27 protein-coding genes are annotated in these 26,754 nt (G+C 37.7%); 13 read left to right on the top strand and 14 right to left on the bottom strand.

From position 1 onward, the window contains the following. Nucleotides 1-3 precede the first annotated feature (3 nt). Together nadE and BJK46_RS08215 are read right to left on the bottom strand one after the other, a co-directional pair. Nucleotides 4-834, bottom strand: a complete 831-nt coding sequence (nadE, locus tag BJK46_RS08210; protein ID WP_100007043.1) for an ammonia-dependent NAD(+) synthetase — start codon at nt 832-834, stop codon at nt 4-6. Then, on the bottom strand, nt 827-2,302 hold the full coding sequence (locus BJK46_RS08215) for a nicotinate phosphoribosyltransferase (RefSeq protein ID WP_063284984.1): 1,476 nt from the start codon (nt 2,300-2,302) through the stop codon (nt 827-829). The genes nadE and BJK46_RS08215 overlap by 8 nt, the downstream gene beginning before the upstream one ends. 630 nt (nt 2,303-2,932) lie before the next feature. Here BJK46_RS08215 and BJK46_RS08220 point away from each other — a divergent pair. After that, on the top strand, nt 2,933-4,003 hold the full coding sequence (locus BJK46_RS08220; protein ID WP_015729398.1) for a nitric oxide synthase oxygenase: 1,071 nt from the start codon (nt 2,933-2,935) through the stop codon (nt 4,001-4,003). A 43-nt stretch (nt 4,004-4,046) separates the two neighbouring features. Beyond that, entirely contained in the window at nt 4,047-4,850 is an 804-nt protein-coding gene (locus BJK46_RS08225; protein WP_015729399.1) for a prephenate dehydratase, read from the top strand. Between the two features lie 52 nt (nt 4,851-4,902). On the opposite strand, the gene BJK46_RS08230 is transcribed toward BJK46_RS08225, so the two are convergent. After that, on the bottom strand, nt 4,903-6,009 hold the full coding sequence (locus BJK46_RS08230; protein ID WP_015729400.1) for a glycosyl hydrolase family 28-related protein: 1,107 nt from the start codon (nt 6,007-6,009) through the stop codon (nt 4,903-4,905). A gap of 80 nt (nt 6,010-6,089) precedes the next feature. On the opposite strand from BJK46_RS08230, the gene BJK46_RS08235 reads away from it, so the two are divergent. From BJK46_RS08235 to BJK46_RS08250, 4 genes are all read left to right on the top strand, one after another. Beyond that, nucleotides 6,090-6,641, top strand: a complete 552-nt coding sequence (locus BJK46_RS08235; protein ID WP_014613442.1) for a cysteine hydrolase family protein — start codon at nt 6,090-6,092, stop codon at nt 6,639-6,641. A gap of 57 nt (nt 6,642-6,698) precedes the next feature. Beyond that, nucleotides 6,699-7,625, top strand: a complete 927-nt coding sequence (locus BJK46_RS08240) for a manganese-dependent inorganic pyrophosphatase (RefSeq protein ID WP_172425815.1) — start codon at nt 6,699-6,701, stop codon at nt 7,623-7,625. Nucleotides 7,626-7,654: 29 nt separating this feature from the next. Continuing rightward, on the top strand, nt 7,655-7,936 hold the full coding sequence (locus BJK46_RS08245; protein ID WP_014613440.1) for a GNAT family N-acetyltransferase: 282 nt from the start codon (nt 7,655-7,657) through the stop codon (nt 7,934-7,936). Nucleotides 7,937-8,205: 269 nt separating this feature from the next. After that, a complete protein-coding gene (locus BJK46_RS08250) occupies nt 8,206-9,585 on the top strand; it encodes an aldehyde dehydrogenase (protein WP_103263418.1) in 1,380 nt (459 codons plus the stop codon). Nucleotides 9,586-9,691: 106 nt separating this feature from the next. On the opposite strand, the gene pglS is transcribed toward BJK46_RS08250, so the two are convergent. Continuing rightward, a complete protein-coding gene (pglS, locus tag BJK46_RS08255) occupies nt 9,692-10,741 on the bottom strand; it encodes a 6-phosphogluconolactonase (RefSeq protein WP_103263417.1) in 1,050 nt (349 codons plus the stop codon). 218 nt (nt 10,742-10,959) lie between these two features. Then, complete coding sequence (locus BJK46_RS12195) at nt 10,960-11,133, bottom strand: hypothetical protein (RefSeq protein WP_014613437.1); 174 nt, start codon at nt 11,131-11,133, stop codon at nt 10,960-10,962. Nucleotides 11,134-11,299: 166 nt separating this feature from the next. Here BJK46_RS12195 and BJK46_RS08260 point away from each other — a divergent pair, with 166 nt between their 5' ends. Together BJK46_RS08260 and BJK46_RS08265 are read left to right on the top strand one after the other, a co-directional pair. Further along, nucleotides 11,300-11,689 (top strand): hypothetical protein, encoded by a 390-nt coding sequence (locus BJK46_RS08260; protein ID WP_014613436.1) that lies wholly within the window; start codon nt 11,300-11,302, stop codon nt 11,687-11,689. A 712-nt stretch (nt 11,690-12,401) separates the two neighbouring features. Beyond that, the gene (locus tag BJK46_RS08265; RefSeq protein ID WP_014613435.1) at nt 12,402-13,445 is read left to right on the top strand and encodes a C45 family autoproteolytic acyltransferase/hydrolase; all 1,044 of its coding nucleotides are present in this window, start codon (nt 12,402-12,404) and stop codon (nt 13,443-13,445) included. 100 nt (nt 13,446-13,545) lie between these two features. Here BJK46_RS08265 and BJK46_RS08270 read toward each other — a convergent pair whose 3' ends face one another. Both BJK46_RS08270 and BJK46_RS08275 read right to left on the bottom strand, forming a co-directional pair. Then, the gene (locus tag BJK46_RS08270; RefSeq protein ID WP_014613434.1) at nt 13,546-14,388 is read right to left on the bottom strand and encodes a DUF4097 family beta strand repeat-containing protein; all 843 of its coding nucleotides are present in this window, start codon (nt 14,386-14,388) and stop codon (nt 13,546-13,548) included. After that, a complete protein-coding gene (locus tag BJK46_RS08275) occupies nt 14,385-14,948 on the bottom strand; it encodes an HAAS signaling domain-containing protein (protein ID WP_014613433.1) in 564 nt (187 codons plus the stop codon). The genes BJK46_RS08270 and BJK46_RS08275 overlap by 4 nt, the downstream gene beginning before the upstream one ends. 180 nt (nt 14,949-15,128) lie before the next feature. Here BJK46_RS08275 and BJK46_RS08280 point away from each other — a divergent pair, with 180 nt between their 5' ends. After that, nucleotides 15,129-15,686, top strand: a complete 558-nt coding sequence (locus tag BJK46_RS08280) for a thioredoxin family protein (protein ID WP_037542611.1) — start codon at nt 15,129-15,131, stop codon at nt 15,684-15,686. An 87-nt stretch (nt 15,687-15,773) separates the two neighbouring features. Here the strand turns inward: BJK46_RS08280 and BJK46_RS08285 are convergent, their stop codons facing one another. From BJK46_RS08285 to BJK46_RS12470, 7 genes are all read right to left on the bottom strand, one after another. Then, nucleotides 15,774-17,135: a gluconate:H+ symporter gene (locus tag BJK46_RS08285; protein WP_014613431.1), complete on the bottom strand. Its 1,362-nt coding sequence runs from the start codon at nt 17,133-17,135 to the stop codon at nt 15,774-15,776. A gap of 10 nt (nt 17,136-17,145) precedes the next feature. After that, on the bottom strand, nt 17,146-18,696 hold the full coding sequence (gene gntK, locus BJK46_RS08290) for a gluconokinase (protein WP_014613430.1): 1,551 nt from the start codon (nt 18,694-18,696) through the stop codon (nt 17,146-17,148). Between the two features lie 23 nt (nt 18,697-18,719). Next, entirely contained in the window at nt 18,720-19,397 is a 678-nt protein-coding gene (locus BJK46_RS08295) for a GntR family transcriptional regulator (RefSeq protein WP_014613429.1), read from the bottom strand. Between the two features lie 417 nt (nt 19,398-19,814). Further along, nucleotides 19,815-20,543: a phenol-soluble modulin export ABC transporter permease subunit PmtD gene (pmtD, locus tag BJK46_RS08300; protein WP_020219902.1), complete on the bottom strand. Its 729-nt coding sequence runs from the start codon at nt 20,541-20,543 to the stop codon at nt 19,815-19,817. Next, a complete protein-coding gene (pmtC, locus tag BJK46_RS08305; protein ID WP_014613427.1) occupies nt 20,540-21,415 on the bottom strand; it encodes a phenol-soluble modulin export ABC transporter ATP-binding protein PmtC in 876 nt (291 codons plus the stop codon). The genes pmtD and pmtC overlap by 4 nt, the downstream gene beginning before the upstream one ends. Before the next feature lie 443 nt (nt 21,416-21,858). Next, complete coding sequence (locus BJK46_RS12200; RefSeq protein ID WP_014613426.1) at nt 21,859-22,032, bottom strand: SE1626 family protein; 174 nt, start codon at nt 22,030-22,032, stop codon at nt 21,859-21,861. 258 nt (nt 22,033-22,290) lie between these two features. Further along, on the bottom strand, nt 22,291-22,422 hold the full coding sequence (locus BJK46_RS12470) for a Trp-rich small protein (RefSeq protein ID WP_020219903.1): 132 nt from the start codon (nt 22,420-22,422) through the stop codon (nt 22,291-22,293). Nucleotides 22,423-22,634: 212 nt separating this feature from the next. Here BJK46_RS12470 and BJK46_RS08310 point away from each other — a divergent pair, with 212 nt between their 5' ends. Genes BJK46_RS08310 through BJK46_RS08325 form a run of 4 tightly spaced genes read left to right on the top strand, consistent with a single transcriptional unit; the run spans nt 22,635 to nt 26,557 of the window. After that, a complete protein-coding gene (locus BJK46_RS08310; RefSeq protein WP_015729405.1) occupies nt 22,635-23,924 on the top strand; it encodes an aminotransferase class I/II-fold pyridoxal phosphate-dependent enzyme in 1,290 nt (429 codons plus the stop codon). Between the two features lie 58 nt (nt 23,925-23,982). Further along, the gene (locus BJK46_RS08315; RefSeq protein ID WP_103263655.1) at nt 23,983-24,807 is read left to right on the top strand and encodes an SPL family radical SAM protein; all 825 of its coding nucleotides are present in this window, start codon (nt 23,983-23,985) and stop codon (nt 24,805-24,807) included. A gap of 15 nt (nt 24,808-24,822) precedes the next feature. Next, nucleotides 24,823-25,344 carry a methylated-DNA--[protein]-cysteine S-methyltransferase gene (locus BJK46_RS08320; protein ID WP_037542596.1) on the top strand — a complete coding sequence of 174 codons (522 nt, stop codon included), beginning with the start codon at nt 24,823-24,825 and terminating at the stop codon, nt 25,342-25,344. Beyond that, nucleotides 25,325-26,557 carry an acetylornithine deacetylase gene (locus tag BJK46_RS08325; RefSeq protein ID WP_103263654.1) on the top strand — a complete coding sequence of 411 codons (1,233 nt, stop codon included), beginning with the start codon at nt 25,325-25,327 and terminating at the stop codon, nt 26,555-26,557. Before BJK46_RS08320 ends, BJK46_RS08325 begins: the two co-directional genes overlap by 20 nt. The last annotated feature ends 197 nt before the right edge of the window (nt 26,558-26,754 follow it).

Here is a 26,754-nt window from a genome sequence, read left to right on the forward strand (position 1 = left end):
TCATTACTTATCTGATTTAGGCCATGAAAAGCGTGTGTATGCCAATTCACGTTTATGTGCATTTCTGACGTAGTGACGCTCGATTACTGCTGCGTCTTCTGGTGATACGCCTTTTCCTTCAAGATAATTATCAATCGCTTCATAAGCCACGCCTAAAGCTTCTTCGTCCGGAAGTTGGGGTTTGTCATCCTCTAAATCCGCAGTCGGGACCTTTTCATATAAATGTGCGGGTGCGCCTAAATATTGTAACAGTTGACGACCTTGACGTTTGTTCAAACCGAATAGTGGCGCAATATCTGCCGCACCGTCTCCATGTTTTGTGAAAAAGCCCGTGATATTTTCTGCAGAATGATCTGTACCGACAACAATCCCACTCGTATTCGCCGCTATCGCATATTGCACTTTCATGCGTTCTCGAGCTTTTTCATTCCCTTTATGAAAATCACTTAATGCAATACCCGCTTCTTTTAGCGACTGCACACTTTGATCGACAGCCGGTTTGATATTTACAGTCAGGATACGGTCAGGCTGAATGAAGTTCAATGCATCCTCGACTTCATCAGCGTCTTTTTGCACACCATACGGCAACTTCACCGCAATAAACTGAACATCTCTACCTGAAGCATTTCTCATATTTTCTACAGCGAGCTGCACAAGTTTTCCGGCTAAAGTAGAATCTTGACCTCCTGAAATCCCGAGCACTAACGTCTTAACAAACGTATGTGCATGGAGGTATTGTTCGATAAAATGTTGCATCTCCTTAATCGTTTCAGCACTATCGATACTCGGTTTCACTTTCATCTCTTCTACAATCATCGCCTGCATTTCACTCATGGTCATACTTTTCTTCCATCTCCTTTACATTTTCAGCGACTTCAAAAATGCGCTTTTGTTTATTTTCCCAACATAACGTACTTAAATCGACAGGGTACTCTTCAGGATTCAAGTAACGCTTGTTTTCTTCCCATAAATATTCCAAGTTGCTTTTCAAATATGCTTTCGCTTCCATTTCTGTCGGACAATCATAAACGAGCTGACCGTCTTTAAAAATGTCATGATGTAAATCAACGGCCTTAAAGTTTTTAATTCGCTTCATTTTGTATGTGTGAATCGGATGGAACATTTTTAAAACTTTTTCTTCATTCGGGTCTTCATGATCTAGCGTAATATAGTCCCCTTCTGATTTGTTCGTTTTCGTATTAATAATGCGGTACACTTTTTTCTTACCTGGTGTCGTTACCTTTTCAGCATTGTTGGAAAGCTTAATCCGATCGACAAGTTTGCCCTCGTTGTTCTCTACAGCAACCAGTTTGTACACAGCACCTAAAGCAGGTTGTTGATAAGCGGTAATCAATTTTGTGCCGACACCCCAAGAATCAACAGCAGCGCCTTGTGCTTTCAAACTGCTGATCGTCTGTTCATCTAAATCGTTTGACGCGATAATTTTCGCATCTTTGAAACCCGCTTCGTCTAACATTTGACGCGCTTTTTTCGATAAATAAGCGATATCACCTGAATCTAAGCGAATACCGATAAAATTAATACGGTCACCAAGTTCTTTTGCGACACGAATCGCATTTGGTACGCCTGATTTTAAAGTATGGAACGTATCAACCAGAAATACACAATTGCGATGTCGTTCTGCATATTTTTTAAAAGCAGTATATTCATCACCATACGTTTGTACAAATGCGTGCGCGTGTGTACCAGAAACTGGAATATTGAAAAGTTTCCCTGCACGTACGTTACTTGTCGAATCAAAGCCACCAATGATTGCAGCACGCGCGCCCCATAACGCAGCGTCAAATTCATGTGCACGTCTTGTACCAAATTCCATTAATACATCATCGACAGCTACTTGTTTAATAATACTCGCTTTTGTTGAGATGAGTGTTTGGAAATTAATAATATTGAGCAATGCTGTTTCAATGAGCTGTGCTTGAATGAGTGGCGCTTCAATACGCATGAGCGGTTCGTTATTGAAACAAAGTTCGCCTTCTTTCATTGAACGAATATTGCCAGTAAATTTTAAATCAGCCAAATAGTTTAAAAAGTCATCTTGATAACCAATGGATTTAAGGTATTCAATATCTGTGATTGAGAAATGAAGATTTTGAATCAATTGAATGACGCGTTGTAAACCATTGAATACGGCATAACCGCTTCCGAAAGGCATGTTTCTGAAGTAGAGGTCGAATACTGCTTTACGCTCATGGATACCATCAAACCAATACGATTCGGCCATATTAATTTGATACAAATCATTATGTAACATGAAACTGTCATCTTTATATTGATACATGATAGACTCCTTTTATCTTTTCTTATTATTGCTATCATATCACACAATAGGAAAGGTTTCTTGCGTTTGAACATTTCAATTTTAAGGGCTCTAAAGTTAATTTATTCTTTGTACTTACCATACTGGTTGCAGAACCCACCCTTGCGTTCCTAGGCGCTCACTCCCACTAACCAACGTTTTGATTCAACTGTTACAGAAAGGAAAGGCTTGGTGTATTTTCAATTTCGCTTTAATACCTCAGGCGTCTCGGGGCATTCTGCAATTTTATTCACTTCAAACCTTTTTATGCGAAAATCTTATCAATGGTGATATCCCCTTTCTATTCTAATATGCTAAGCCTTAATCTTTCAAAGTAGTCATCAACTATGTATCTGTGGCTATTCAAAATTGGTGATGGATTTTCAGGTTCAGCTGATCCCTCAAGCGTCTCCTATCATTTGGCAATCTTTCATTGTACTTTTTCACTCTATAAGTAAAACGAGTGAGATTAACGTAATGAACTCAACTAAGGTTCAAATTGCCGATATTTATTGTTTCATGAATCTTTAAAGTCAAACAATATTATGACAATTGTCATATTCATTTCAAAGGTGACATGAATTTCATTATAATAACGATGAGGTGGGGAATATGCTAAAAGAAGCACAAGCATTTATTAAACAAATGTATGATGAATTAGATTTATCTACAACTGAACGTGATGCGCGCTTAGCAGAAATAGAACAAGCCATTCATACAACAGGGACATACCAACATACGACAGATGAACTGACCTATGGTGCACGTGTAGCTTGGCGTCATTCTAATCGCTGTATCGGTCGTTTATTTTGGGAAAGCTTGAAGGTGATTGATGCGCGGGATATTAAAGAAGAAACACCCTTTTTAGAATCCATTGAATCACACATCAAAACTGCGACTAATAGTGGTCGTATCAAGCCTTGTATAACAATTTATGCGCAGTCGGATGAAGAGGGGCCTCAAATTTGGAATAATCAGCTGATTCGTTATGCAGGATATGACGATAAAGGCGATCCAAGTGAAAAATCGATCACGAAGCTGGCTCAACATTTAGGATGGACGGGCGCACATACCGATTTTGATGTGTTGCCACTCATTTATCAACTCCCTAATCAACCTGTGAAGTATTTTGACTATCCTTCAGATTGGATTATGGAAGTACCGATTACACATGACCAATTTCCGAATGTGTCAGCGCTAAATTTGAAATGGTATGCTGTACCCATTATTTCAAATATGGATTTAAAAATAGGCGGTATCACTTATCCGACAGCACCTTTCAATGGTTGGTATATGGTGACAGAAATTGCTGTTCGCAACTTTACAGATACATACCGCTACAATTTACTGGAAACATTTGCGACGGCGATGGGCTATACAGATTTACGAAATGCAACTTTTAACAAAGACCGCGTGATCGTTGAAATCAATGATGCTGTCTTACAATCATTTAAAAAAGCTGGCGTGTCCATGGTCGATCATTTAACGGCCTCTAAACAGTTTGAAAAATTCGAAACCGCCGAAGCACGTAAAGGCAGAACTGTTACAGGCAAATGGTCTTGGCTCGCACCACCGTTGTCACCTACTTTGACCACCAATTATCATCACGGTTTTTCCAACGAAACACGTCAACCGAACTTTTTTTACAAGAAAAATACATCAACAGGCTGTCCTTTTCACTAACATCATGTAAAATAAAGGCAATTCATGTGAAAGGAATGAGGTTATGACACTTTTCTACCTTGGTCCTAAAGGTACTTTTTCATATTTAGCAGCTTTGAAATTACAATCTCAGACAAATCAAAAAGAACAATTGGTCGAACGTTCTAATTTGTATGAAGTGATGTCATCCTTACAAAAAGACCCGTCAGCGAGTGCAATTGTGCCGATTGAAAATTCTATTGAAGGTACGATTAATGTGATTGCCGACTCACTTATCGAACAAAATTTTGTCATCATTGAAGAAATATTTTTAGATATCGCCTTTGCACTGTACGGTTTACCAAATCAATCGTTCAAAGATATTCAGCGTGTCTATTCTATCAGCCCAGCGATTAGTCAGACACAAAAGTTTATTCATGAACAACAATTTGACTATGATTATACGACGAGCACTGTCGCATCACTCGAAAAAATTGATGCCACAACTGGTGCGATTGCCCCTCTCGGAAGTGGAGAAATGTATGGATATGAGGCACTCGCGACACACATCGAGGATTATCCTCATAATATGACGCGTTTTCTCGTTTTAAAACATGCTTCTGAAGTGACAAATCAAAGTGGATCCGAATGTTTATTAGTCATTACACCGACAGAAGATAAACCAGGTCTCCTTGCGAGTATTTTGAACACGTTTGCGATGTTTCAAGTCAATTTAAAATGGATAGAGTCTCGACCACTCAAAACACAATTAGGCATGTATCGCTTTTTCGTTCAAGCCGAATGCCCAGATACAACAGTGTTAAACAAAATATTAACGATATTAGAGACTCTTGATTTCAAAATTAAAAATTTAGGCCGTTTTCATTAATAATTGTTGAAGAAGGGGATGGGATAACTTAATGTCCCATCCCCCTTCCTAGTTACTCACTTTTATCTGTGATGAATGCTGTGACATGCTTTTGATTCCATTGAGGTGAATGTTCATTATTTAAAATGGCAATGTCATGTACACCTGTTAATTGCGCGACTTGATGTCCGCCCATAAATGTATTGCCTATCACGTTGACATCGGTATGGGGTGCATCATGGTGACTTCGAATGTGCAGGACATCTTTAGCCCCGTTATTCACAAAGTCATTGTGCATTACATACAAACCGTCGCCTCCTTGTTTACCTTCATGATTTCCTTCTAAAGTCACTGCATTTTTACCTTGATGTACACCTAAATAACGAATCCCACCTGTACAGTTTAAAAACAGATTATGCTGAATAAAGATATTTTTACCCTTTAATGGCGTTAGCGCATAATCTTGCGTATCTTCAAAAACATTATGTTGAATAATGATATTTTCATAAAAACGATCGAAGCGTGTCGCGTGTGAACCTATTGCACGATTCCAACTTTGCATATCTCCTTCAAACGAATTACCAAAATAACAATGTTCGATGACCGCATTTTTCGTAATCGTGCCATCATTGACACCAAATTTTGGAAAGGCGCCTTCAACAAATAAATCTAATTGTACCGCTTCTGAAAACCAACGTTCACCAGTCACATCATAAAATCCAACAAAATTGCAATGATGGACGTGCAAACCGTCGAGCCCACAAGCATCTATCCCATGACCTCCTACAACATTTTTAATTGTTAAATGACAAACTTCAATTTCTTGTGCATGTCCTAAACACATTGCTGTATTATTGTAAGGGTAATGGACGCCATTCATATTCCAAATGCCGCCTTGAATTTTAATGTGACTGTTGCCATTGTATCCGTAATAGCGTTTTAAACTTGTGCCGTTTTTCAACAATGCATCTTTTCCAGTCCTTAACATTTGTGCATCTGGGTCTAATATGAGCGTCGTTCCTTCATAAATCTTTAATGCTTTTGCGATATGATAAGTACCGCTAGGAATGTAGACAGTAATCGGTCCTTTTTGAGCTTGGTTGAGCGCACGCTGTATGCCCCAAGTATCTAACAATCGATTCTGGCCTTTTGCACCAAAATCTAAAACATTTATTTTCATATACGTGCCTTCCTTTCGCGATTAAGTTATACTTATTATACTGTTGTTTAATCTTTATACCACTTTTAGGAGAGAATGAAATGTCAAATAAAGCTTTAGTTGTTGTTGATTATTCGTATGATTTTGTTGCAGACGATGGTAAACTGACTTGTGGTGCGGCTGGTCAAGCTATTGAGCCGTACATTGTGGAACGTATAAAAGCATACCACGAAGCACAAGAAAATATTTTTTTCATGATGGATTTACATTTTGAAGATGATCCTTACCATCCTGAGACAAAATGTTTCCCACCACACAATATTAAAGGCACAAAAGGTCGTGAATTGTATGGTGAAGTGAAAGCATTATATGATACGATAAAAGATAGCGCACATGTTTATTTTATAGATAAACGCCGTTACGATTCATTTTACGGCACCCCTTTAGATAGTATGTTACGCGAACGCCAAGTCGACACTATTGAAATTGTCGGCGTGTGTACAGATATTTGTGTCTTACACACTGCGATTAGCGCATACAATTTAAATTATCAATTAATTATCCCTAAAAAAGGTGTAGCGACATTTAATGAAGCTGGACACCAATGGGCACTCACACATTTTAAAACGACATTGGGCGCTCAGGTAGAATAATTGCTATTCGCCGTGCTAAAATAGAACTGAAATTTATAATATGAATAAGGAGATTTAATAATGACAACTTATATTTTTGGTCATCAAAACCCAGACACTGATGCCATTTCTTCGGCAATCATAATGGCAGATTTCGAACAACAACATGGAAACAAGGAAGCTAAAGCATTTCGTATTGGTGAGTTAGGTCCTGAAACTCAATATGCGTTAGATTATTTCAACGTAGAAGTTCCAGAATTCTTAACAGATGACTTAACTGGGCAAGACGTCATTTTAGTTGACCATAATGAGTTTCAACAAAGCGCTCACAACATTGAAAAAGCGAATATTCGACATGTCATTGATCATCACAGAATCGCGAATTTTGAAACAGCAGGTCCGCTTTATTACCGTTCGGAGCCTGTGGGCTGTACAGCAACGATTTTGTACAAAATGTATAATGAGCGCAACTATGAAATTCGTCCTGAGATTGCAGGTTTAATGGTATCTGCAATTATTTCAGACAGTTTATTATTCAAATCCCCAACATGTACACAACAAGATATTGATGCAGCACAAGCACTCGCTAAAATCGCTAATGTCGATTTACAAACATACGGTTTAGAGATGTTAAAAGCTGGTGCTTCTACAACAAATAAAACAGAAGACGAATTATTAAATACAGATGCAAAATCATTCAGTATGGGGGACTACACAGTTCGTATCGCACAAGTGAACAGTGTGGATGTCGAAGAAGTGTTTGCACGTCAAGAAGCGCTTGAAAATGCAATGAATAAAGCAAGTGCTGAAAATAGTTACGACACATTTATTCTTGTCGTTACAGACATTATTAATAGCGACTCAAAAATTCTTGTCGTTGGTGCAGAACAAGAGAAAATTGCTCAAGCATTCAACACAACATTAGACAATCACACAGCATTTTTGCCAGGCGTTGTTTCTCGTAAAAAACAAATTGTACCACCGATTACAGAAGCATTATCATAATTTAAAAATATAAACAAAGGTGTGATAACATGTCTGAAAATGTGAAAGCAGGACATCATAAATTCTATTACGGTGAAACTGAAAATAGACCCGACGCACAAATTCTATTTTCTTACTATGACACAAATGTGATCGATGTTTATAGTACTTATGTCAGTCCTTCTTTACGCGGTGGCGGTGTGGCAAAACAATTGTTTGATGCTGTCATTGAAAAAGCGAAAAATGAAAATTTAAAAATTATTCCATCTTGCAGTTATGTTGCGCATCAATTCGAACGTGATGCATCACTCGCACCATATCGAGCGGAATAAAAAGATGACTTGAAGTCGAGGCACAATCCAACGTGTCTCGATTCTTTTTTGACCACAATCGCGATACCGTCAATTTAAGATTGTATTTAAACTGTTTTTGAACATGATTGCAATACGAGTATCCTATTGCGTATGAATTTTAACTGAGTATGTTACAATCATACATAATGAAGCGTTACATGTACGATAGCAATAAATGCAACATCAACTGACTTTACCCTATTTGAACTGATCAAAGACATTTGATTATTTGAAAGGAGCATTTCCTATTGAATCCATTTCACACACAATTCAATGCAACACAACGTTATTTTCAATCACATGCGACACGTTCGCTCAAATCACGTAAAAAAGCTTTAAAACAGTTAGCTAAACAAATTAAACTGCATGAACAAGAGATTTTCGATGCACTCAAACAAGATTTAAATAAAAATGAAGTTGAAGCATTTGGCACAGAAATAGGTTATACGTTAAATAACATTCGCTATATACGTAAAAACCTATCAAAATGGGCAAAATCGCAAGCGGTCGACACACCCTTTTTTCTTTTTCCAGCCAAAAGCTTTATTGTCAACGAACCTTTAGGCACAGTTTTAATTATCGGACCTTTTAATTACCCATTTCAATTAATTTTTGAACCTTTAATTGGGGCCATCGCTGCAGGTAACACTGCCATTGTGAAGCCATCCGAACTAACGCCAAATGTTGCTGCTGTCATTGAAAAAATTATTACAGAGACATTTGACCCAGAATATGTTGCTGTCGCTCAAGGTGGTGCCGAAACGATTCAATCTTTATTGGAACTGCCATTTGATCACATTTTCTTCACAGGCAGTCAAAAGGTCGGCAAAATCGTATACGAAGCAGCGGCAAAACAACTGATTCCTGTGACACTCGAACTCGGCGGTAAGTCACCTACCATTATTGATAGAACTGCCAACTTAAAAGTCGCAAGTGAACGAATCTGTTTTGGTAAATTTATGAATGCCGGTCAAACGTGTGTCGCGCCGGATTATGTCCTTATTGATGAAACGATTAAGGCTGATTTTATTGAAGCACTAACTACGACGATTCGTGAATTTTATGGTACCCACCCGATTGACAGTGAAGATTTAGGTCGTATTGTTAATGATCGCCACTTTGACCGTTTAGCACAACTTCTAACAGCACATCAATCGAACATCATTGTCGGTGGCGAAACAGCAGCAGAGCAACGATACATTGCGCCAACGTTACTCGATCGTGTTCAAGCGGATGACCCGATAATGCAAGAGGAAATCTTCGGACCTATTTTACCAATTTTGACATACCGTGATTTTGACGAAGCTATCGCATATGTCCAATCGAAACCAAAGCCATTATCGCTTTACTTATTCAGTGAAGATGAAAATGCCACAACACGCGTTTTGAATGAACTGTCATTCGGCAGTGGTGCGATTAACGATACGATTTTACAATTAGCCAATCCGAAACTTCCTTTTGGCGGGGTTGGCGCTTCAGGTATTGGCCGTTATCATGGCAAATATTCATTCGAAACATTTTCACATCAAAAACCATACATTTTCAAAACGACAAAGTTAGAAACAGGCTTATTGTTTCCGCCGTATAAAGGGAAACTCGGCTACATGAAAAAGCTGTTTAAGAAATAAAGGTATCTATTTTTCCCCTTCAATTATGTCAAACTTTAGCTCAAAAGAAAAAGGCTTGGGCAATTATTTAAAAATGCCTGAGCCTTTTCATTATTTTTCTACATGATTATAAGTGTGTTTCGTCCAAAAACTTCACACAAACGCCTTCTGGAGCTGTTTGTTGATTGTCCGTTTTAGTTAATCGACCTGTATCGAGATCACGTTTAAATACGACCACTTCTGAATTTTCTTCTTGATGCGCCGCTACAAGGTAAGCATCATCTTCTGTAATATTAAAATCTCTTGGGAATGCGCCACCACTTGAAACGATGTCGACTAATTCAAGTTTGGCACCGTCTTCTAATAATTTGAAAATAGCAATACTGTCGTGTCCACGGTTACTTACATATAAGAAACGTTGATCATGTGATAAACGGACTGCAGCTAACTTTGTAGGTAACAGAAAATCTTCAGGAATCGTTAAGTGACGCTCTAATTCCGTAAAACTACCATCTTCATATACCATCACAACAACAGTATTTGACAATTCATTAACGACGTAAGCATAACGTCCAGTTTTATGATAAGCAATATGTCTAGGTCCGTCACCTGGTTCCAATGCTGTTCTGTGTGCTACTTCTAAGCCTTGGTCACCATAATGATATGTCACGAGTAAGTCAGCACCTAAATCAACAGCAACCACATATTTGTGCTCAGGTGTGACATCTAAATAATGCACATGTGACTGCTCTTGTCTATCTACATTAGGACCATGTGGGTATTCGTGAATCACTTCTTCTATTAAGCGGGTAATGCGGTTATTTGCAGCATCAAGTTCATAAATACGGGCCACCCCATCACCATAAACCGCTTCAAAAACATACTTTCCATCTGGTGATACTGCGACATAACAGCCCGAACCTTTAAAGGACTCCAATGATTCCCCTGTTTTTTCAAGGCTACCATCTTGTTTAATTTTAAATGTGGCTAAACCAGCGTTTTTATCATTTTTCGTAATTCCGATTAATGTATCTTCATGTTGGATAAGATATGTTGAGGCATTCAATTCGTATCCTGTTTCAACCGTTTCAATACGTCCTAATTGTTCATCTAATTCAAAGCGATAAATTCCTTTACCGTCTTTTTTTGTATAAGAACCAATATAACCTTTTACCATGGCATGCATCCCTCCATTTTCTTACGCCTATTTTACCAAATTTTGATGATGAGACACACGAGAAACGTTTCATATCTCGCTTCACCTTGACAATAAAAAAAGCGAGATTGAAATCTAATCCTCTCATAGACTTCATATCCCCGCTCTCAGTTCTCAAAATCATAAAAATGGTTACGCTTCAAAAGACGCTTTTATCGTTTTAAAAGCGAATGTTACTTTTAACCTTGGTTCGCTTCGATATCAGCAATAATTTCTTTCGTTTTGCTTTCGATTTCTTCAAAGTCTTTTTTAAATACATATGTCAACACTGCTAAACCAACACCTACAACGCCAGTAATCACTAGTGTTGAAACGAATAAAAATTTAAATAATCCCTTAATGAAATTCCACATAACTCTTCACCTCTAAATTATTGATGTTACAATTATCATACCATAAAAATACAACATCATTAAACTTATACCCTAATCTCGACTTTATTAATCAGAAATCAATTCAAATTTTAAAGCCAATATGTTACATTATCAATATAAAGAATAATGAAAGAGGGCTCTTAAAATGCCATATATATCATTAGTAAGTTCATGGAAAAACAATGATATTGATAAAATTGAGGATATGCTAGATGATCGTGTCGCTGCATATTATGTGAATGAACTCGGAGAACCACAGTCACTCACAAAATCAAATGTCATCGATATGTTGCGAAAACGTATGAATCAGATTTCCAAAATGAAAGATACACAATGGAATTTTGAGATGATTCATCGTGCACAAATCAACGACGATCAAATGATTATATTTTATGTATACTCCGTAGAAAATCCAGATTATCCAAAAACAACGAAAACACTTGTTGCCATAACATTTGGAGACACGCAATCACTCAACCATCGTATTAAAACGATTTACATCACAACAAATGTCACAGAAATCCACTCAACATAACGCCATCATTGAATGCTTGACGCCATCACTTCAAACTGTATTTATCTGAATAAGGTGAGTGCAAGACGTATACATCAGACCTCCTTTCAATCACGATGCAGTTCAGCAATTGGATCTTTCACATGCACAACATCTCTTTCTCACTTCATTTCATTGGCGTAAATTGGACTGAAAGCGCGACGATACACAGGATTTTCAGTTATCGTTCAACATGTTAAAGTGGGACGGCCCCATCTTTTGAAGGGAGATTTCTGCCCCACTTTTGTTGTGACACACACGGGTTCATTCATAAAAAAGAACCGAGATACGTACCATACCTCAGTTCCCTCAAGTAAATATCCTTATTGACTTCTCACTGTAACCTACTCATATCGAAATTATTTCATTTCGTTCTCGTTTTTGCTCGTGTGTTATTTATATTTAAAACCTATACGAAACGCTTTCATATACGCATCGTGTTATCGTGTATGCATGTTAAACTTATTCGTAAAAACTTCAAAACAGCAGTTATTTGGTGAAATTTCTATAGAACCAACGCTTAGCTTTAAAATAGTATTCCCACATATACTTCCCCCCTATTGATTTAATATACTTTTCGAATTGTTATAATGATAAAATAAGTATATTAAAATAGTGTATGAATTACCATTAAGGAAATATTACAACCTATTAACAAATTATGTTATACAGATGTCAGAAAGGATGAATACACATGCAACAAGTATCATCAGACGTTTTAACTTTTCGTGGTACACATTATGATTATGGTGTTGCTACCGGTCAATGGCTACAACAAACTGCCATGTTGAAAAATAGAGAAAAAGAATGGAAAAAGCGCGTCCCTCGTTTTGACATAGATGTAGAAAAAACCTATCAAATTTTCCAACAGTTCGCTCCTAAAATATGGGATGAAATTCAAGGGATTCAAGATGTGTTAAACATACCGACAAGACAAGCGATTTTAAACTTTGCACATTATCGCTTTACGACATTACCTGAGAGTGGTTGCTCGGTATTTGTTGGAGGAGATTACTTAGTACGCAATTACGATTATCATCCGGCCACATACGATGCACGTTATCAACTGTTCCAACCCACTGATGGTGGCTATGCGCAAATTGGTCCGATGTCACGAACAACTGGGCGTATGGATGGGATGAACGAGCATGGATTAGTTATGGCTTATAATTTTATGCACCGTAAAAAACCTGCGAATGGCTTTGTGTGTTATATGATTGGGCGTTTAGTATTAGAATATTGTCGTAATGTCGAAGAAGCGATTCAATTTCTAAATGTATTGCCCCATCGAAGCTCATTCAGCTATATTGTGCAAGATAAGACAGGTGCACACGCCATTGTTGAAGTGACACCGAGAAGCATTGATGTCCGTTACGATACGACTTGTACGAATCATTTTAAATTACTAACACATGAAAACCGTAACTATACCAAAGAGTCAGAAGAACGTTTGGCGCGGCTAGATGCCCAAGTCCAGTCATCTGAGCCATCACGTTTCGATATTTTCAAACGTTTTAATGACCCACAATATGAACTCTATAGTAAATTATTTAAAAGTTGGAGTGGCACGATTCACACAACGATGTATGAACCACGACAACTTTATGCCTGGATCACTTTAGGTGAAAATCAACCGCCCATCAAATTTGATTTCGGCGCCTGGCTTAATGGCCAGCCAATTGACAAAACTATATTAACAGGTCACCTCGATACTGACATTCACTTTGCTACACATTAATGTTGGGGATGGGACATAAAATTTCTATGTCAAATCCCCGTCACAATATAAAAAATACAGGGCTCGGATCACCTCATATCCAAGCCTCTGTATTATTTGCCTAATCAACAGTAATATCGCCACGTGTCGTATAAAGTTCTATTTGATGTGTACCTGTCCCATTTTTACCTTTTTTAATCTCGTCGTTATTGATGATAGCTTTACCATTTTCAGGATTAAGCGACAGCATCACGTCAGTTGGCGGTTGACGATACCCTAAGTAAATGTTGCCATCTTTCACTGAACTTTTGAAATCACAATCCGTTTGCATCTCTTTCAAGTGAATATCACCACTATTCAACTTAAAAATACTGTTCTTGAGTAGCGTCTTTTCACCGTTAATTTTTCCTTGTTTAATATTGAATTCACTTTTATCTATGCGACTGTTTTCAATATTGACAAGCGTTTCGTTGGCGCTAAATTTAGAATGGGTCAACTCACTATTATGAATATTCAATTCTCCACTGTCACCATTCCAAATCGTTGCATGCTCAACATTGACATCTACTATATCTATCGCACCTAAATTCGAAGTGAGATCGATTTCTTTAAGTTGATTTTGAGGAATACCGATTTCAAGCTGCCCTTCTAAATTATTAAAGGGGTTGAGATTCGGCGTTCGAAAACCTGAGCGATTCATCTCAGTAATGGTCAGCACGCGACTTTGTTTTGAAACTTTCATATCTTGTTTGCCTTCATACGAGATATGAAAGTCATCGCTCGGCACCATTTTTATATGCGTTGAATCAACGTTAATTACAATTTGATTGATTGCGTTTTTTTCAAAGGTTTTATCGATTTTCTCAACAGATTGTTTTTTCTTTTCAAAACCAAACCACACGGCTGTTCCCAAAATAAAACAAATTAAAAAGCAACTGAGTCCAAATACAAATAACTTTCTCATGACTGTGATGTTCCTTTTTTAATAAAATTGACATTCCATTTTAGATATTTAATAAGTAATTTTTTAATCGCAGCAATCAGTTTAACAATCATAACGATAAACATCATGCCCAGTCCTAAATAAGCAAAACTATACAAGTAATTGCTGAGGGAAAAAGAAAACATCCCTGACCAAACATCTGTAATCAACAGTAACAATGGCGATAACAACATGCCTAAAGCGAGAAATGTCCCTATGAGTAGAAGTAAGCCCACAAAAAAGAGCGGAATCACAATAAAAAACAATGTAATCATGCTCATGCCAATCGTTGCAAAAACAGCGCGGACTAAATGCGTCACATCTGGTTTCTTTTCAGCATTTTTGACTGCGTATTTCGCATAACGTTGCTTCGCGATTTGTTTTGGTGTATCGAGAGCATTGACGATGGCTTCATCCGATTTGCCATCCAAACCTTCACGATAAAAATGGTTTTCATACTCATTCATCACTTCGTCAACGACATGATTAGGCAATCGATGTAATTGGTATTCTAATTCATTCAAAAACGTAATTTTATCCACCGCAGCTCCCCCCTTTATTGCAATCTTTTATCACCTCAAATTATAAGGAGTTGTGCTGTAAAATTAAACACTTTTTGAATATTTGTATTGTAAATGTCATAATCTTAATTTGTCGTAATCTTTTTAATTTTCTTTAAAATCATACACTGGTATAATGAATAAAAAGGGAGGGGGTATTTTATGGCACATTTAAGAACTTATTACGCAGAAGCTAAACCTTTCGAACAGTATATTCAAGATATGGAACAAAATCAAACAGAACTCTTAAACATTTATAAAGATTTCGATATGCCGACTGATGATGAGAGAATTGAAAAAATTAAAGATAGCGGCTACAAATATGTCCTTGTCATTACAGAGGATTGGTGTGGCGATGCAATGATGAATAACCCTATTTTGAAACATATTGCAGAACAAGCCAATTTGGAAGTACGCGTATTTCACCGCGATGATAACACAGATTTAATCGATCAATATTTAACAAATGGTAAGTCACGTTCCATCCCAATTTATATTTTTATGAATGAGAAGTTTGAACAAAAAGCGGTATGGGGTCCTCGTGCACTCAATGTCCAAAAATTTGTTGAGGCGTTACGAAAAGCATCATTGCCGGATAAAACAGATCCGAGCTTTGAGGAAAAACAAAAAGAAGTACATCTCAAGATTCGAGAGCGTTATTTGACAGACGCATCATTTTGGCATGATGTGTATGAATCGATTATGTCTCGACTCGTTTAATCAATAAGACGGGGTTGGGACATGCAAATTTTTGAATGAATTATATCTAAAAATTTTTACGTTCCAACCTCTAATTTTTTACAAAGCTTATACGAATAGACTGATAAACAGTACAAACACGAGTCCACTCACTGAAATAATCGTTTCAATTAATGACCATGTTAAAAATGTTTCTTTCACTGTTAATCCGAAATACTCTTTGAACATCCAGAAACCTGCGTCGTTTACATGAGAGCAGAAGATACTACCTGCCCCAATCGCTAATGCAACGAGCGCTAAATTGACATCTGCTGTTTGTAACAACGGTAACACGATACCCGTTGTTGAGATTGCCGCTACTGTTGCTGAACCGAGCGCAAGTCGTAAAATGGCTGCGACTAACCATGCCAATAGAATTGGCGAAATATTCACGTCAGTAAATATTTTTTCAATCGCCCCACCAACGCCTCCATCAATGAGTACTTGTTTGAATGCGCCACCTGCACCGATAATCAACAGCATCATCCCAATCGGATAAATGGCTTGTGTTAATGTATTCATCACCTGTTTCGTTGGGATACCACGACGAATACCCATACTGAAAACCGCGAAGACAACCGCGATGAGCATGGCTGTACCTGCACTACCGATAAAGTAAATCATACTTTCAAGTGTATTGTGCGCTTTTCCTTCATGCCCAGAAATCAGTTGCCAAAGTGTCGCAAATAACATGAGTAATACAGGTAATAATGCTGTGAATGTACTTAATCCAAAACTTGGCAATTCTTCGTCTTTAAAGGACTTCGTTGCACCTAATGATGAAATATCGCCTTCACGTTGAAACGCTGTCGGTGTTAAACGTGGTGCAATTTTCGCAAAAACAGGCCCCGCTATAATTGTCACAGGTATCGCAACAATAAAGCCGTATAATAAAACTTCTCCAATATTTGCGCCTAATTCTTTAGCGATAACGACTGGACCTGGATGTGGCGGTAAGAAACCATGTGTTACTGATAATGCGGTTACCATAGGCATACCGATTTTTAATTGAGACACGTTCATTCGTTTCGCAATCGTAAAGACAAGTGGTATTAATAACACAAGACCGACTTCGAAAAATAATGCAATCCCGATAATAAATGATGCAATCACCATCGCCCACTGCACATATTTTTTACCGAGTTTAGCAATTAACGTATCCGCAATTTGCGTCGCGCCACCACCATCTGCAAGCAACTTCCCTAGCATCGCACCGAGACCAAAAATCAAGGCGATATGGCCTAATGTACCGCCCATACCTGTCTCGATCGTTGCGACAATTTTATCAAATGGCATCCCTAGCAAAATACCGGTCACCATTGCCGTAATAACCAGTGCGACAAATGTATTTAACTGCAATTTCATAATTAAGATTAATAACACAATAATTGCAATAGCCACACTCAACAGTGGCCAAATTTCCTGAAACATACAATCCCCTCTATTCTTTATTATTTTCTAAATCACGTTGAAATTGTGCCAATGTTTGATATGACGGACTTAAATCTCTACTAATTTGAATAAAGATAGAAGCCAATTTTTGATACACATTGACATGCACTGCTTCTGGATGATGTTGATGTGTCGCACCTACCCAAGATTTAACAATGTCATAGTTATCAATTTGTCCGAGTGCTTTTAATCCTAAAACACAGGCACCGAGACATGAACTTTCATAACTTTTTGGTATTTCAACATTTGTATTAAAAATATCAGCCATCATTTGACGCCATAAATGACTTTTTGAGAAGCCACCTGTTGCTTTAATCGATTGTGGTGACGTGCCAATGACTTCTATTAATGCTAAAAAGACAGTATATAAATTGAATAATACGCCTTCCATCACTGCACGAATCATATGTTCTTTCTGATGCGATAAAGTCAATCCGATAAATGAACCGCGTGCATCAGATGTCCATAAAGGCGCACGTTCACCTGTTAAATAAGGATGGAACAATAAACCTTGCGCGCCTGGTTGAACATTTTGTGCAATGCGAGACATCACATCATAAGTTTCAATCCCTAATCGTTTTGCCGTCTCGATTTCGCTCGCTAACAATTCATCACGGAGCCAGCGCAATACGACACCCCCATTATTGACCGGCCCACCAATGACATAATGTTCATCATCGAGCACATAACAAAAGATACGCCCCTTTTCATCAATGACAGGATGATCGACAACTGTACGAATCGCGCCTGATGTTCCAATCGTAATAGCCACATCTCCTGGTTCAAAACTGTTCACACCTAAGTTCGACAATACACCATCACTCGCACCCGCAATGATAGGCAAATCGCGACGCAATCCAAGTTTTTCAGCTATATAGTCATCTTTCAAACGGAGTTGATGCGTCGTCGATACGAGTGTTGGTAATTTCGAAGGCGGAATATCAAGTAACGCCAACACTTTTTCATCCCACGTTTTATTTTGTAAATGATACAATCCTGTAGCTGAGGCAATCGAAGCATCCATCACCCATTCACCTGTCAATTGGTACAGAACATATGATTTAATATCGACATAGCGTGTTGCCGTTTCAAAAAGTTCATTTTCATCTTGTTTCAACCACCATAATTTACTTAACGGTGACATCGCATGTATCGGTGTTCCAGTACGTTGATAAATGCCATGACCGTCATGATGATTCAGTAAATCTTCAGCAGCAAAACGTGCACGATTATCCGCCCACGTCATACTTTTAGTCATTGGATGTTCGAATTCATCAATAAGTAATAAACTATGCATTTGCGCACTGAACGAAATAAATTGCAGAGCTTCATGTTGTACGTCACCTTTCCGTACCACTTCTGCAATGGTTTCTGTCACTGCATTGACGATAATATCTGGATCTTGTTCTGAAACATCCACACGTGGTGTGTGCAATGGATATTCTATCTGTGCTTTCTGTTGAACTCCCCCGTCAGTGTTAAACAACACAGCTTTCGTGCTGGTCGTTCCAATATCTACTCCAATCATATATTTCTCCATAGTGATACACCTTTCTTTTAATATTACTGTGCCCAAAATGCGCCGATATCGTTGTTTAAATCATTAAAATTGGCTTCGAATGCTTCATACATCATTTTTCTATCTTTTTGTGCAATCGCTGTAACAAACAGTTCATGGTTTTGAATGACTCGTTCAAAATCCTCAAAATTCTCGTCCATTCGCTTTTTCATACTCATATAGTTCAGACATAGCATTGTCGGCATAATTTGTTGCCATAAATGCGTTAAATAATGATGATCACACGCTAAAACCATTAACTCATGGAATTTCAAATCATTTTCGGCAAAACTCGCAGCATCTTTATATTGGATATTTACTTGCATCATAGCTAATGCTTGTTGCATTGATTGCACAATTTCCATCCAATCAGACCGTTGAATAACTTTCGTAAAAGCAAACGATTCAATCATCAGGCGAATATCAGTCAATTCTTGACGCTGCTTATCTGTAAATGGAATAATTTCAGCTCCCATGCGTTCCAAACGAATTAAACGTTCTTGCGCTAAAATTTTAAACGCATCTCGCACAGGTGAACGGCTCACTTGAAACTCATTTGCGACTTGGTTTTCAGTCAGTAATTTATGAGTAGCACGTTCCCCACTCATAATACTTAAGCGTAAAGTAGCAGCTATGGCCTCCCCTTTTGATAAATACGTCAACCATTGTTTAGGAATTTCCATCTCATCACTCCTAACTTGTATACAAGTATTCTAAAGTAAAAAGATATAAATGTAAACGCTTACGCATCGATTTTTATTTTTACAAGATTGTTCATCGAATGATTTGAGTACAAACCCTAGCAATTAAAAAAGACATAATCTCAAAAGTAAGGCGTGGCAATATACATGATGTTACATTTTAAAAGCATAAAAAATCACCCCACTTTTGAAGTAGAGTGATGTTTTTAATGGCTCGTCGGAGTACAAGACTCCTGATGCATAAAGTTGGAAACACAATGATTTTTTTAATTTTGAGAGTGGTCGCCGCTTAACGTAGTAGTTGCATGACTTCCCTACACCTATGCTCTAGTCAGCCACTTGGAATGCGAGTCTCACTGTAGCAATCATTAAGCTACTATATAAAAGTCGACGTAAGTTTTAAATATCTTTTTTCGCGATTAACGCTAAGTTCGCCAACCACAAGACGACGATGGATCCAACATTAATGACCCACTGCCAGTTCGTAAACGTCACACCATTTCCTAAAGTCTTATCGCTTAAGTAACTAAACGGAATATACTTTAATGAATCTTGAATATTATCGCCAATTTCAGGAATAAGCGGAATAAACGGTTTCACGACTGGTAATAAAAGTAACAATAAAATACCGAGTGTATACACTAATGCTGGTTTTTGAACAATAAGGTTAATCAAAAACAGTAATAGCCCATAGACAAAGAATAAAATTAAATAAAATACGAGTAATTTCCACGACTGATCATTATCTAAATCTTTACCATCAGTTGACCATTGAATTAAATATGTGACTAAAACGACAACAGCTGTAGTGAAAATACTGATGAAAATGATAGATAATGTTTTCGCAATAAAATAACCAATACGACTCTGTGTTTGATTTAAAAAGAGTTGGATCGTTCCTTGAGCGGTATCACGTGTAATCGTTTTGATAACGAATAGTAGACCAATGAGCGAAAAGAACCATTTTCCGACACTAAACATTGTATTCGCATTTACCGGATTATCGTTCGTGACTAAAATAATGACTGTAATGAGCAATGGTGCAATACCGAGAAGAATCGCTAAATAAGTAAGCGGACTTTTTAAAATACTCACGATGTCGAATTTGAACAATTGCAATATATTCATGATTGACCACCTCGTTGATTAATATTGAAATAAGTGTCGCGTAATGATACTTTACGTGTTTCAATATATTGTGGGAAAATACCTTTTTGTGCTAATCCTTTAAGGAAATTGCGATAATCGCTTTGCACATTTAAAATAATTTCTCCTGATTCTTTCTGTGATTGTACGACTTTAAAATGATCAGTTAAGTAATATAATGCTTGTTCAAAGTCATCAGGGTCCACTTGAATAATCGTTTGAGCTGTGGATTGACCTTCAGCCATATTCACGTCTTGAACAAAATGACCGTCTCTCAAAAATACAGCACGGTCACAAATGAGTTCAATATCTTCTAATTTATGACTCGAAATGAGAATTTTCATGTCTAATTGTTGTACAAGTTGTTCAATGGTTTTTAAGACGTCGATTGAACCATCTGGATCCATGCCATTTGTTGGCTCATCTAAAATTAAAAATTTCGGTTTATTCATGAGAGAAACAGCGATAGCCAGTTTTTGTTTCATCCCCATTGAATATTTTTTCACTTTTTTCTTAATATAGGACTCCATACCAAACGCTTTAATAATATGATTCGTATACGCTTTATCAAAACCAGTACCTAAAACTTGCGCAAAAAGTTTTAAATTGTATAGACCTGATTTATTATCGTAAAGTTTCGGATGTTCAATTAAATAACCGATTTTATCGTCATTGACTACTTGAACGTCTCCTTGGTAATTAATAATATTGCCATTCATAATTTTCATTAATGTTGTTTTACCAACACCATTTTTACCAATTAATCCAACAATTTTACTATCATTAAATGCAAAATCAACGCGATCAATGACAGTATTGTTGCCATATTGTTTGGTGATTTGTTTCAATTCCATCCACGAATCCTCCTGTTTATTGATTAGATGATACATTTGAAATGACTTCACTCATATAATTGCGATTACTGATCATAAAGTATGGCTCATTGAACCTTGAGCAACTCACTATCGTCTTAATAGCGCATCCTGTTAAATAGTATTGGTCAGTCAAAAAATGTGAAATATGTATATTTTCGACTGCACTTTTTGAAAACTCCCCTTTATCATTAAGGATAGACTGAACTCGTGTTATAAATGACGACACACCTATGTACTGAGTGCGAATACTTCTATATGTCAACACTTCAACATTTCTCCCAAAAGCATTTGTCGTGAATAGAAATGTTCAACACTCGTTAACATAACAAAATCATCTGATAGAAAACAACTATCAACTTGTTATATTTAAAATTTTAAACTTTTTTACATTACATTTCATCAAATTCAATGCTTTTAATTGCTTAACGTTGCTTTTTCCGGTCATTATGACGGCTAATAAAGGCACAAATCATAAATAAAATGGTCGCGATAAACAGTTTGATGGCTGACGTTTCTTCCCCTAAAAACTGTAAGATGATGCCAATAACAAAAATTAATAACGCAATAATGACAAAAACTTTTGTTAAATGTTTCATTGGATTCTCCTTTTAATTAATTGCTGATTCAAACATTAGAAAAAGCTGAGCCATTTGTCAACAGCACTTCATGAACTGATAACGTCGAGTTCCTCCAAACCCATTCTTAAACTCACCACCTAAACATTACATATCTTTCGTAAATAAATCGTTTGCCTCCAAATTGTGAAGGTGATAAAATAATAGTGTATCCACACATGATTAAACACCCCAAACTTGTTGCCGCAAGTTTGGGGCTTTTGTTTGCTGGGCCTTAGTTCATGTATGTGTTGAATCATCTTTTTGTTGTTTTTCCTGATCTCGCCTTCTCCACTTCGATTCGACCCAACACCTAAAAATAATGAGAATGCCACCATTAATTAATAACATCCAAAATTCTGTCCACGACATGATTAAACACCTCCTACTTTTAGAAACCGTTTTCCTATAAAGCGCCAAAAATGTAGGGAGTGGTGGCTACATTTATTTTAACATAAAATACCGAACATGTGTTCTTATTTTGCGCTTTTAAGTTGAATTTTCTATCAGTCTATTCTTTAAATTTATTGTTATTCACTGTATGATAGATGTATATGATGAAAAATAGAAAGAGGTCGAATCTTATGAACCCTTTAGCGCTACAATTAAACGAACAGTTAAGTGAAGAAAATCCAGTCGTCCTAGATATGCTTTCCGACCTTGGAACAAATATGTATTATCCAAAAGGTATTTTGACACAATCTGCTGAAGCCAAAGCGACAAAATATAACGCGACAATCGGTATGGCTACAACAGCCGAAGGTAAAATGTACACTGAAACGTTATATGGCATGTTTGATCATTTAACGACAGATGAAGTTTTTGCTTATGCCCCACCACAAGGCTTGGCTGAATTACGTGAACTATGGCAACAAAAAATGTTAAAAGAGAATCCTGACTTAACGCAAGAAGCGATGAGTTTACCTATCGTGACGAACGCTTTAACACACGGTTTATCATTAATTGGTGATTTATTTGTAAACCCAGGTGACACTGTATTATTACCGCAACATAATTGGGGCAACTATAACCTCGTGTATGGTATTCGTCACCAAGCAACAATGCAAACTTACCCTATTTTTGATGCACAAGGTCATTTCACAATCGAGCACCTCGTGAAAACGTTAGATCAATTTGAAGAAGATAAAGTCATTATGCTGTTAAACTATCCAAACAACCCAACTGGTTACACACCTACAACGGATGAAGTTGAAGCAATTGTTCAAGCAATTGACCGTTTGGCAAAACGCGGTGTCAATGTCGTTGCTGTTGTTGATGATGCATATTATGGCTTATTTTATGAAGATGTTTATACACAATCGATTTTCACTGCACTGACACGATTAAACAATGAACGTGTGTTACCTATTCGTTTAGATGGTGCGACAAAAGAGTTTTTCGCATGGGGCTTCCGCGTCGGTTTCTTAACTTTTGGTACTACAAATGACACGACTAAAACCGTGTTAGAAGCTAAAATGAAAGGGCTCATTCGTAGCAACAACTCAAGTGGTGCTACACCTTCTCAAGCAGCCGTCCAACACGCGCTGAAACAAGGGGCATCTTTCAATGATGAAGTGCAACATAACATTCAAATTTTACAAGCACGTTATGAAGTGACAAAAGAACTTGTTTATGATGAAGCATACCAATCATTATGGCAACCGTATGACTTTAACTCTGGTTACTTCATGGCGTTGAAAGTGAAAGGTGTGAATGCTGAAGAATTACGTGTACATTTGATTGAGAAGCATTCAATCGGTATCGTTGCGCTTAACGAAACTGATATTCGCATCGCCTTTAGTTGTATTGAAAAAGAAGATTTACCACACGTATTTAAATCTATTGCTACAGCGATTGAAACATTACAAGCATAAATCCAGTACAGACAGGTCGTCGCAAGTCACCTGTCTGTTTTTATTTTAGGAGGATTTGATGGACATCCAATCACGTCAGCCACAACAATTTTTAACGAAAGCGAGTGGCTATTTAAAAGATTATACACATACTTTGAATCCATACATGGGCTGTCAATTTGCGTGCACTTACTGTTACGTACGTCGCTCACCGATTTCGCTCTTTTCAGGTAAAACTTGGGGCGATTGGGTCACTGCTAAAACAGATGAACAGCTGAAATTTCGAAAAGAGCTCCAGAAAAATAAAGCTAAAGGACCTTTCACAGTATTCATGTCCTCTTCTACCGACCCGTATCAGCCACTTGAGAAAAAATATGAAATGACGCGCTATTTATTATCTGAAATGCATGACTGTCCGCCTGATTTTTTGTTCATTCAAACACGTAGCCCGCTTATACAACGAGATATCGACATCCTTCAATCTTATCCTGGTAATTTCATCGTGAGTATGACCGTAGAAAGCGACCGTGAAGACATCATTCGGCATTTCACACCCAAAGCACCGAGTATTCAATCTCGTCTCAAAACTGTGGACAAACTTCGTGCAGCACATATTCCAACACAAATTGCCGTTGCACCTGTCCTACCTTGTACGAATCAGTTTGGCGAACGTTTAGCTGAACATGTCGACCGTGTGACGATTGACGATTACTTTATGGGTGATGGGTCAAACGGTCGTCGCACACAATCACTCGGCATTCAGTCTTTATACGAAGATTTCGATTTACAGTCTTGGTATCATCCAGACACCTATCTGCATGTGTTAAAATTAATGCAAGACGCTTTTCCACATGACAACATTGCGATCAGTAGTAATGGTTTCGTGCCATTTCAATCAAATTAAAGGAGGTCGAACCGGATGTCATTTTACTTTCAACATATTGATACACCGCTTGGGTTAATGACTGCTGTTGTGAATGATGACGCCTTGTTAGGTTTATCATTTACAGACTCAAAAGATTATCATACTGCATTGAAACATTTTCAAAAGCAAGCACGACTCATTCAAATTTCATACCACCCAATTGTGAACCAAATTGCTTTAGAGTTGGAAGCTTATTTTCATGGGCATTGTCACACATTCAAGACACCTGTCGCACACGTCATTGGTACACCATTCCAACAACAAGTGTGGCAAGCCCTTCAACAACTTCCTTTTGGGGCGGTTGTAAATTATAGTGACATCGCACAAATGATTGGCCGTCCAAAAAGTGTACGTGCTGTGGCATCTGCTATCGGTCAAAATCCGTTGTCTATTATCGTGCCGTGTCATCGTGTCTTACGGAAAGATGGCCAATTAGGTGGTTTTAATAGTGGCCTGCATCGTAAAAAGCGCTTATTAGCATTGGAGGGGCATCCTTATGGAACAACGACAATTTGATATACTTCAAACATTAATTGCGCATCCGACAGTGAGTCCTCCTGCCCGCAATACCGTCCTGTTACAACGTCAAATTGCATCTTGGCTCGAAGACATAGGTTTTGAAGTCCAAACGATTCCATTTTATGACAATGACTGTATTGTCGTCGGCACTTTAAAAGGACGGAATCCAGAAGCAGCACGTCTAATTTTAAACGGACATGTCGATGTTGCAGAAGTTGAAGATGAACAATTTTGGCGCTTCAATCCTTTTCAACTGACTGCAGAAGATAATTTTCTATTTGGTAGAGGCGTTGCTGATATGAAAGGTGGCATGTCCGCCCTTTTTTATAATTTAGAACGCTTGCACCAAGAAGGCTTACAACCTGAAGGCGATATTATCGTACACTCTGTTGTCGGCGAAGAAGTTGGCGAAGCAGGTACAAAAGTCGCCTGTGAACATTCACCAAAAGCTGATTTAGCACTTGTGTTAGATACAAGCAATAACATTGCGATGGGACAAGGCGGCGTCATTACCGGATGGATCACAATTCAAAGTGAGGAGACGATCCATGACGGTGCGCGCAGTCATATCATTCACGCAGGTGGTGGGCGTCATGGTGCGAGTGCGATTGAAAAAATGGTGAAAATTATACAAGCCTTACAAGAACTCGAACGGCATTGGGCAGTTACGAAATCTTATCCCGGCATGCCACCAGGCGCCAATACGATTAATCCAGCTGTAATTGAAGGCGGGCGTCATCCTGCTTTTATCGCTGACCAATGTCGCTTATGGATTACCGTGCATTATTTGCCTGACGAAAGTTACGCCACCATTATAGAAGAAATTGAAACGTATTTAAATAAAATTGCCGATAGTGATTTATGGCTTAGTCAAAATCCACTTCAATTCGAATGGGGTGGCGCTTCCATGATTGAAGAGAAAGGTGAAATCTTCCCAAGCTTCACTTTACCGACATCTCATCCTGGATTTCACATGTTAGCTAAAGCACATGAAGACGTACACCAGGCACCGCTTCAAACGACAATGAGCACAACAGTAACAGATGGCGGTTGGACCGCAGACTTTGGCATTCCAACCATTTTATATGGACCAGGTGAACTCGACGAAGCCCATGGAACGAATGAAAAAATTCGCATTCAAGATTTGGATTATTTTACGGAAGTCTTGTATACATTTTTAAAATCATGGTATGAGAAACCTGAGCGGTAATCGTAAACATTTTCACAATACGTAAAAACCACTTTCCAAATGTCGTGACATCATTTAGTAAAGTGGTTTTTATTGGTTCTTTGTCAACGTCGGTTGGTGAGACGATAACGCATTAAGCAACGTTATTTTGTTGTTTAATGCGTTTTTTATATTCACTTACAAATACCTTAGAAATCATTAAGATACGATTCCTAAAA

The sequence above is a fragment of the Staphylococcus pseudintermedius genome (genome assembly GCF_001792775.2).
GTDB classification, from domain to species: Bacteria; Bacillota; Bacilli; order Staphylococcales; family Staphylococcaceae; genus Staphylococcus; species Staphylococcus pseudintermedius.

What these genes read in the sequence shown, in the direction of transcription:
- nadE (WP_100007043.1), bottom strand. Translation starts at nt 834, where the DNA reads ATGAGTGAAATGCAGGCGATGATTGTAGAAGAGATGAAAGTGAAACCG.
- BJK46_RS08215 (WP_063284984.1), bottom strand. Translation starts at nt 2,302, where the DNA reads ATGTATCAATATAAAGATGACAGTTTCATGTTACATAATGATTTGTAT.
- BJK46_RS08220 (WP_015729398.1), top strand. Translation starts at nt 2,933, where the DNA reads ATGCTAAAAGAAGCACAAGCATTTATTAAACAAATGTATGATGAATTA.
- BJK46_RS08225 (WP_015729399.1), top strand. Translation starts at nt 4,047, where the DNA reads ATGACACTTTTCTACCTTGGTCCTAAAGGTACTTTTTCATATTTAGCA.
- BJK46_RS08230 (WP_015729400.1), bottom strand. Translation starts at nt 6,009, where the DNA reads ATGAAAATAAATGTTTTAGATTTTGGTGCAAAAGGCCAGAATCGATTG.
- BJK46_RS08235 (WP_014613442.1), top strand. Translation starts at nt 6,090, where the DNA reads ATGTCAAATAAAGCTTTAGTTGTTGTTGATTATTCGTATGATTTTGTT.
- BJK46_RS08245 (WP_014613440.1), top strand. Translation starts at nt 7,655, where the DNA reads ATGTCTGAAAATGTGAAAGCAGGACATCATAAATTCTATTACGGTGAA.
- pglS (WP_103263417.1), bottom strand. Translation starts at nt 10,741, where the DNA reads ATGGTAAAAGGTTATATTGGTTCTTATACAAAAAAAGACGGTAAAGGA.
- BJK46_RS12195 (WP_014613437.1), bottom strand. Translation starts at nt 11,133, where the DNA reads ATGTGGAATTTCATTAAGGGATTATTTAAATTTTTATTCGTTTCAACA.
- BJK46_RS08260 (WP_014613436.1), top strand. Translation starts at nt 11,300, where the DNA reads ATGCCATATATATCATTAGTAAGTTCATGGAAAAACAATGATATTGAT.
- BJK46_RS08265 (WP_014613435.1), top strand. Translation starts at nt 12,402, where the DNA reads ATGCAACAAGTATCATCAGACGTTTTAACTTTTCGTGGTACACATTAT.
- BJK46_RS08270 (WP_014613434.1), bottom strand. Translation starts at nt 14,388, where the DNA reads ATGAGAAAGTTATTTGTATTTGGACTCAGTTGCTTTTTAATTTGTTTT.
- BJK46_RS08280 (WP_037542611.1), top strand. Translation starts at nt 15,129, where the DNA reads ATGGCACATTTAAGAACTTATTACGCAGAAGCTAAACCTTTCGAACAG.
- BJK46_RS08285 (WP_014613431.1), bottom strand. Translation starts at nt 17,135, where the DNA reads ATGTTTCAGGAAATTTGGCCACTGTTGAGTGTGGCTATTGCAATTATT.
- gntK (WP_014613430.1), bottom strand. Translation starts at nt 18,696, where the DNA reads ATGGAGAAATATATGATTGGAGTAGATATTGGAACGACCAGCACGAAA.
- BJK46_RS08295 (WP_014613429.1), bottom strand. Translation starts at nt 19,397, where the DNA reads ATGGAAATTCCTAAACAATGGTTGACGTATTTATCAAAAGGGGAGGCC.
- pmtD (WP_020219902.1), bottom strand. Translation starts at nt 20,543, where the DNA reads ATGAATATATTGCAATTGTTCAAATTCGACATCGTGAGTATTTTAAAA.
- pmtC (WP_014613427.1), bottom strand. Translation starts at nt 21,415, where the DNA reads ATGGAATTGAAACAAATCACCAAACAATATGGCAACAATACTGTCATT.
- BJK46_RS12200 (WP_014613426.1), bottom strand. Translation starts at nt 22,032, where the DNA reads ATGAAACATTTAACAAAAGTTTTTGTCATTATTGCGTTATTAATTTTT.
- BJK46_RS12470 (WP_020219903.1), bottom strand. Translation starts at nt 22,422, where the DNA reads ATGTCGTGGACAGAATTTTGGATGTTATTAATTAATGGTGGCATTCTC.
- BJK46_RS08310 (WP_015729405.1), top strand. Translation starts at nt 22,635, where the DNA reads ATGAACCCTTTAGCGCTACAATTAAACGAACAGTTAAGTGAAGAAAAT.
- BJK46_RS08315 (WP_103263655.1), top strand. Translation starts at nt 23,983, where the DNA reads ATGGACATCCAATCACGTCAGCCACAACAATTTTTAACGAAAGCGAGT.
- BJK46_RS08320 (WP_037542596.1), top strand. Translation starts at nt 24,823, where the DNA reads ATGTCATTTTACTTTCAACATATTGATACACCGCTTGGGTTAATGACT.
- BJK46_RS08325 (WP_103263654.1), top strand. Translation starts at nt 25,325, where the DNA reads ATGGAACAACGACAATTTGATATACTTCAAACATTAATTGCGCATCCG.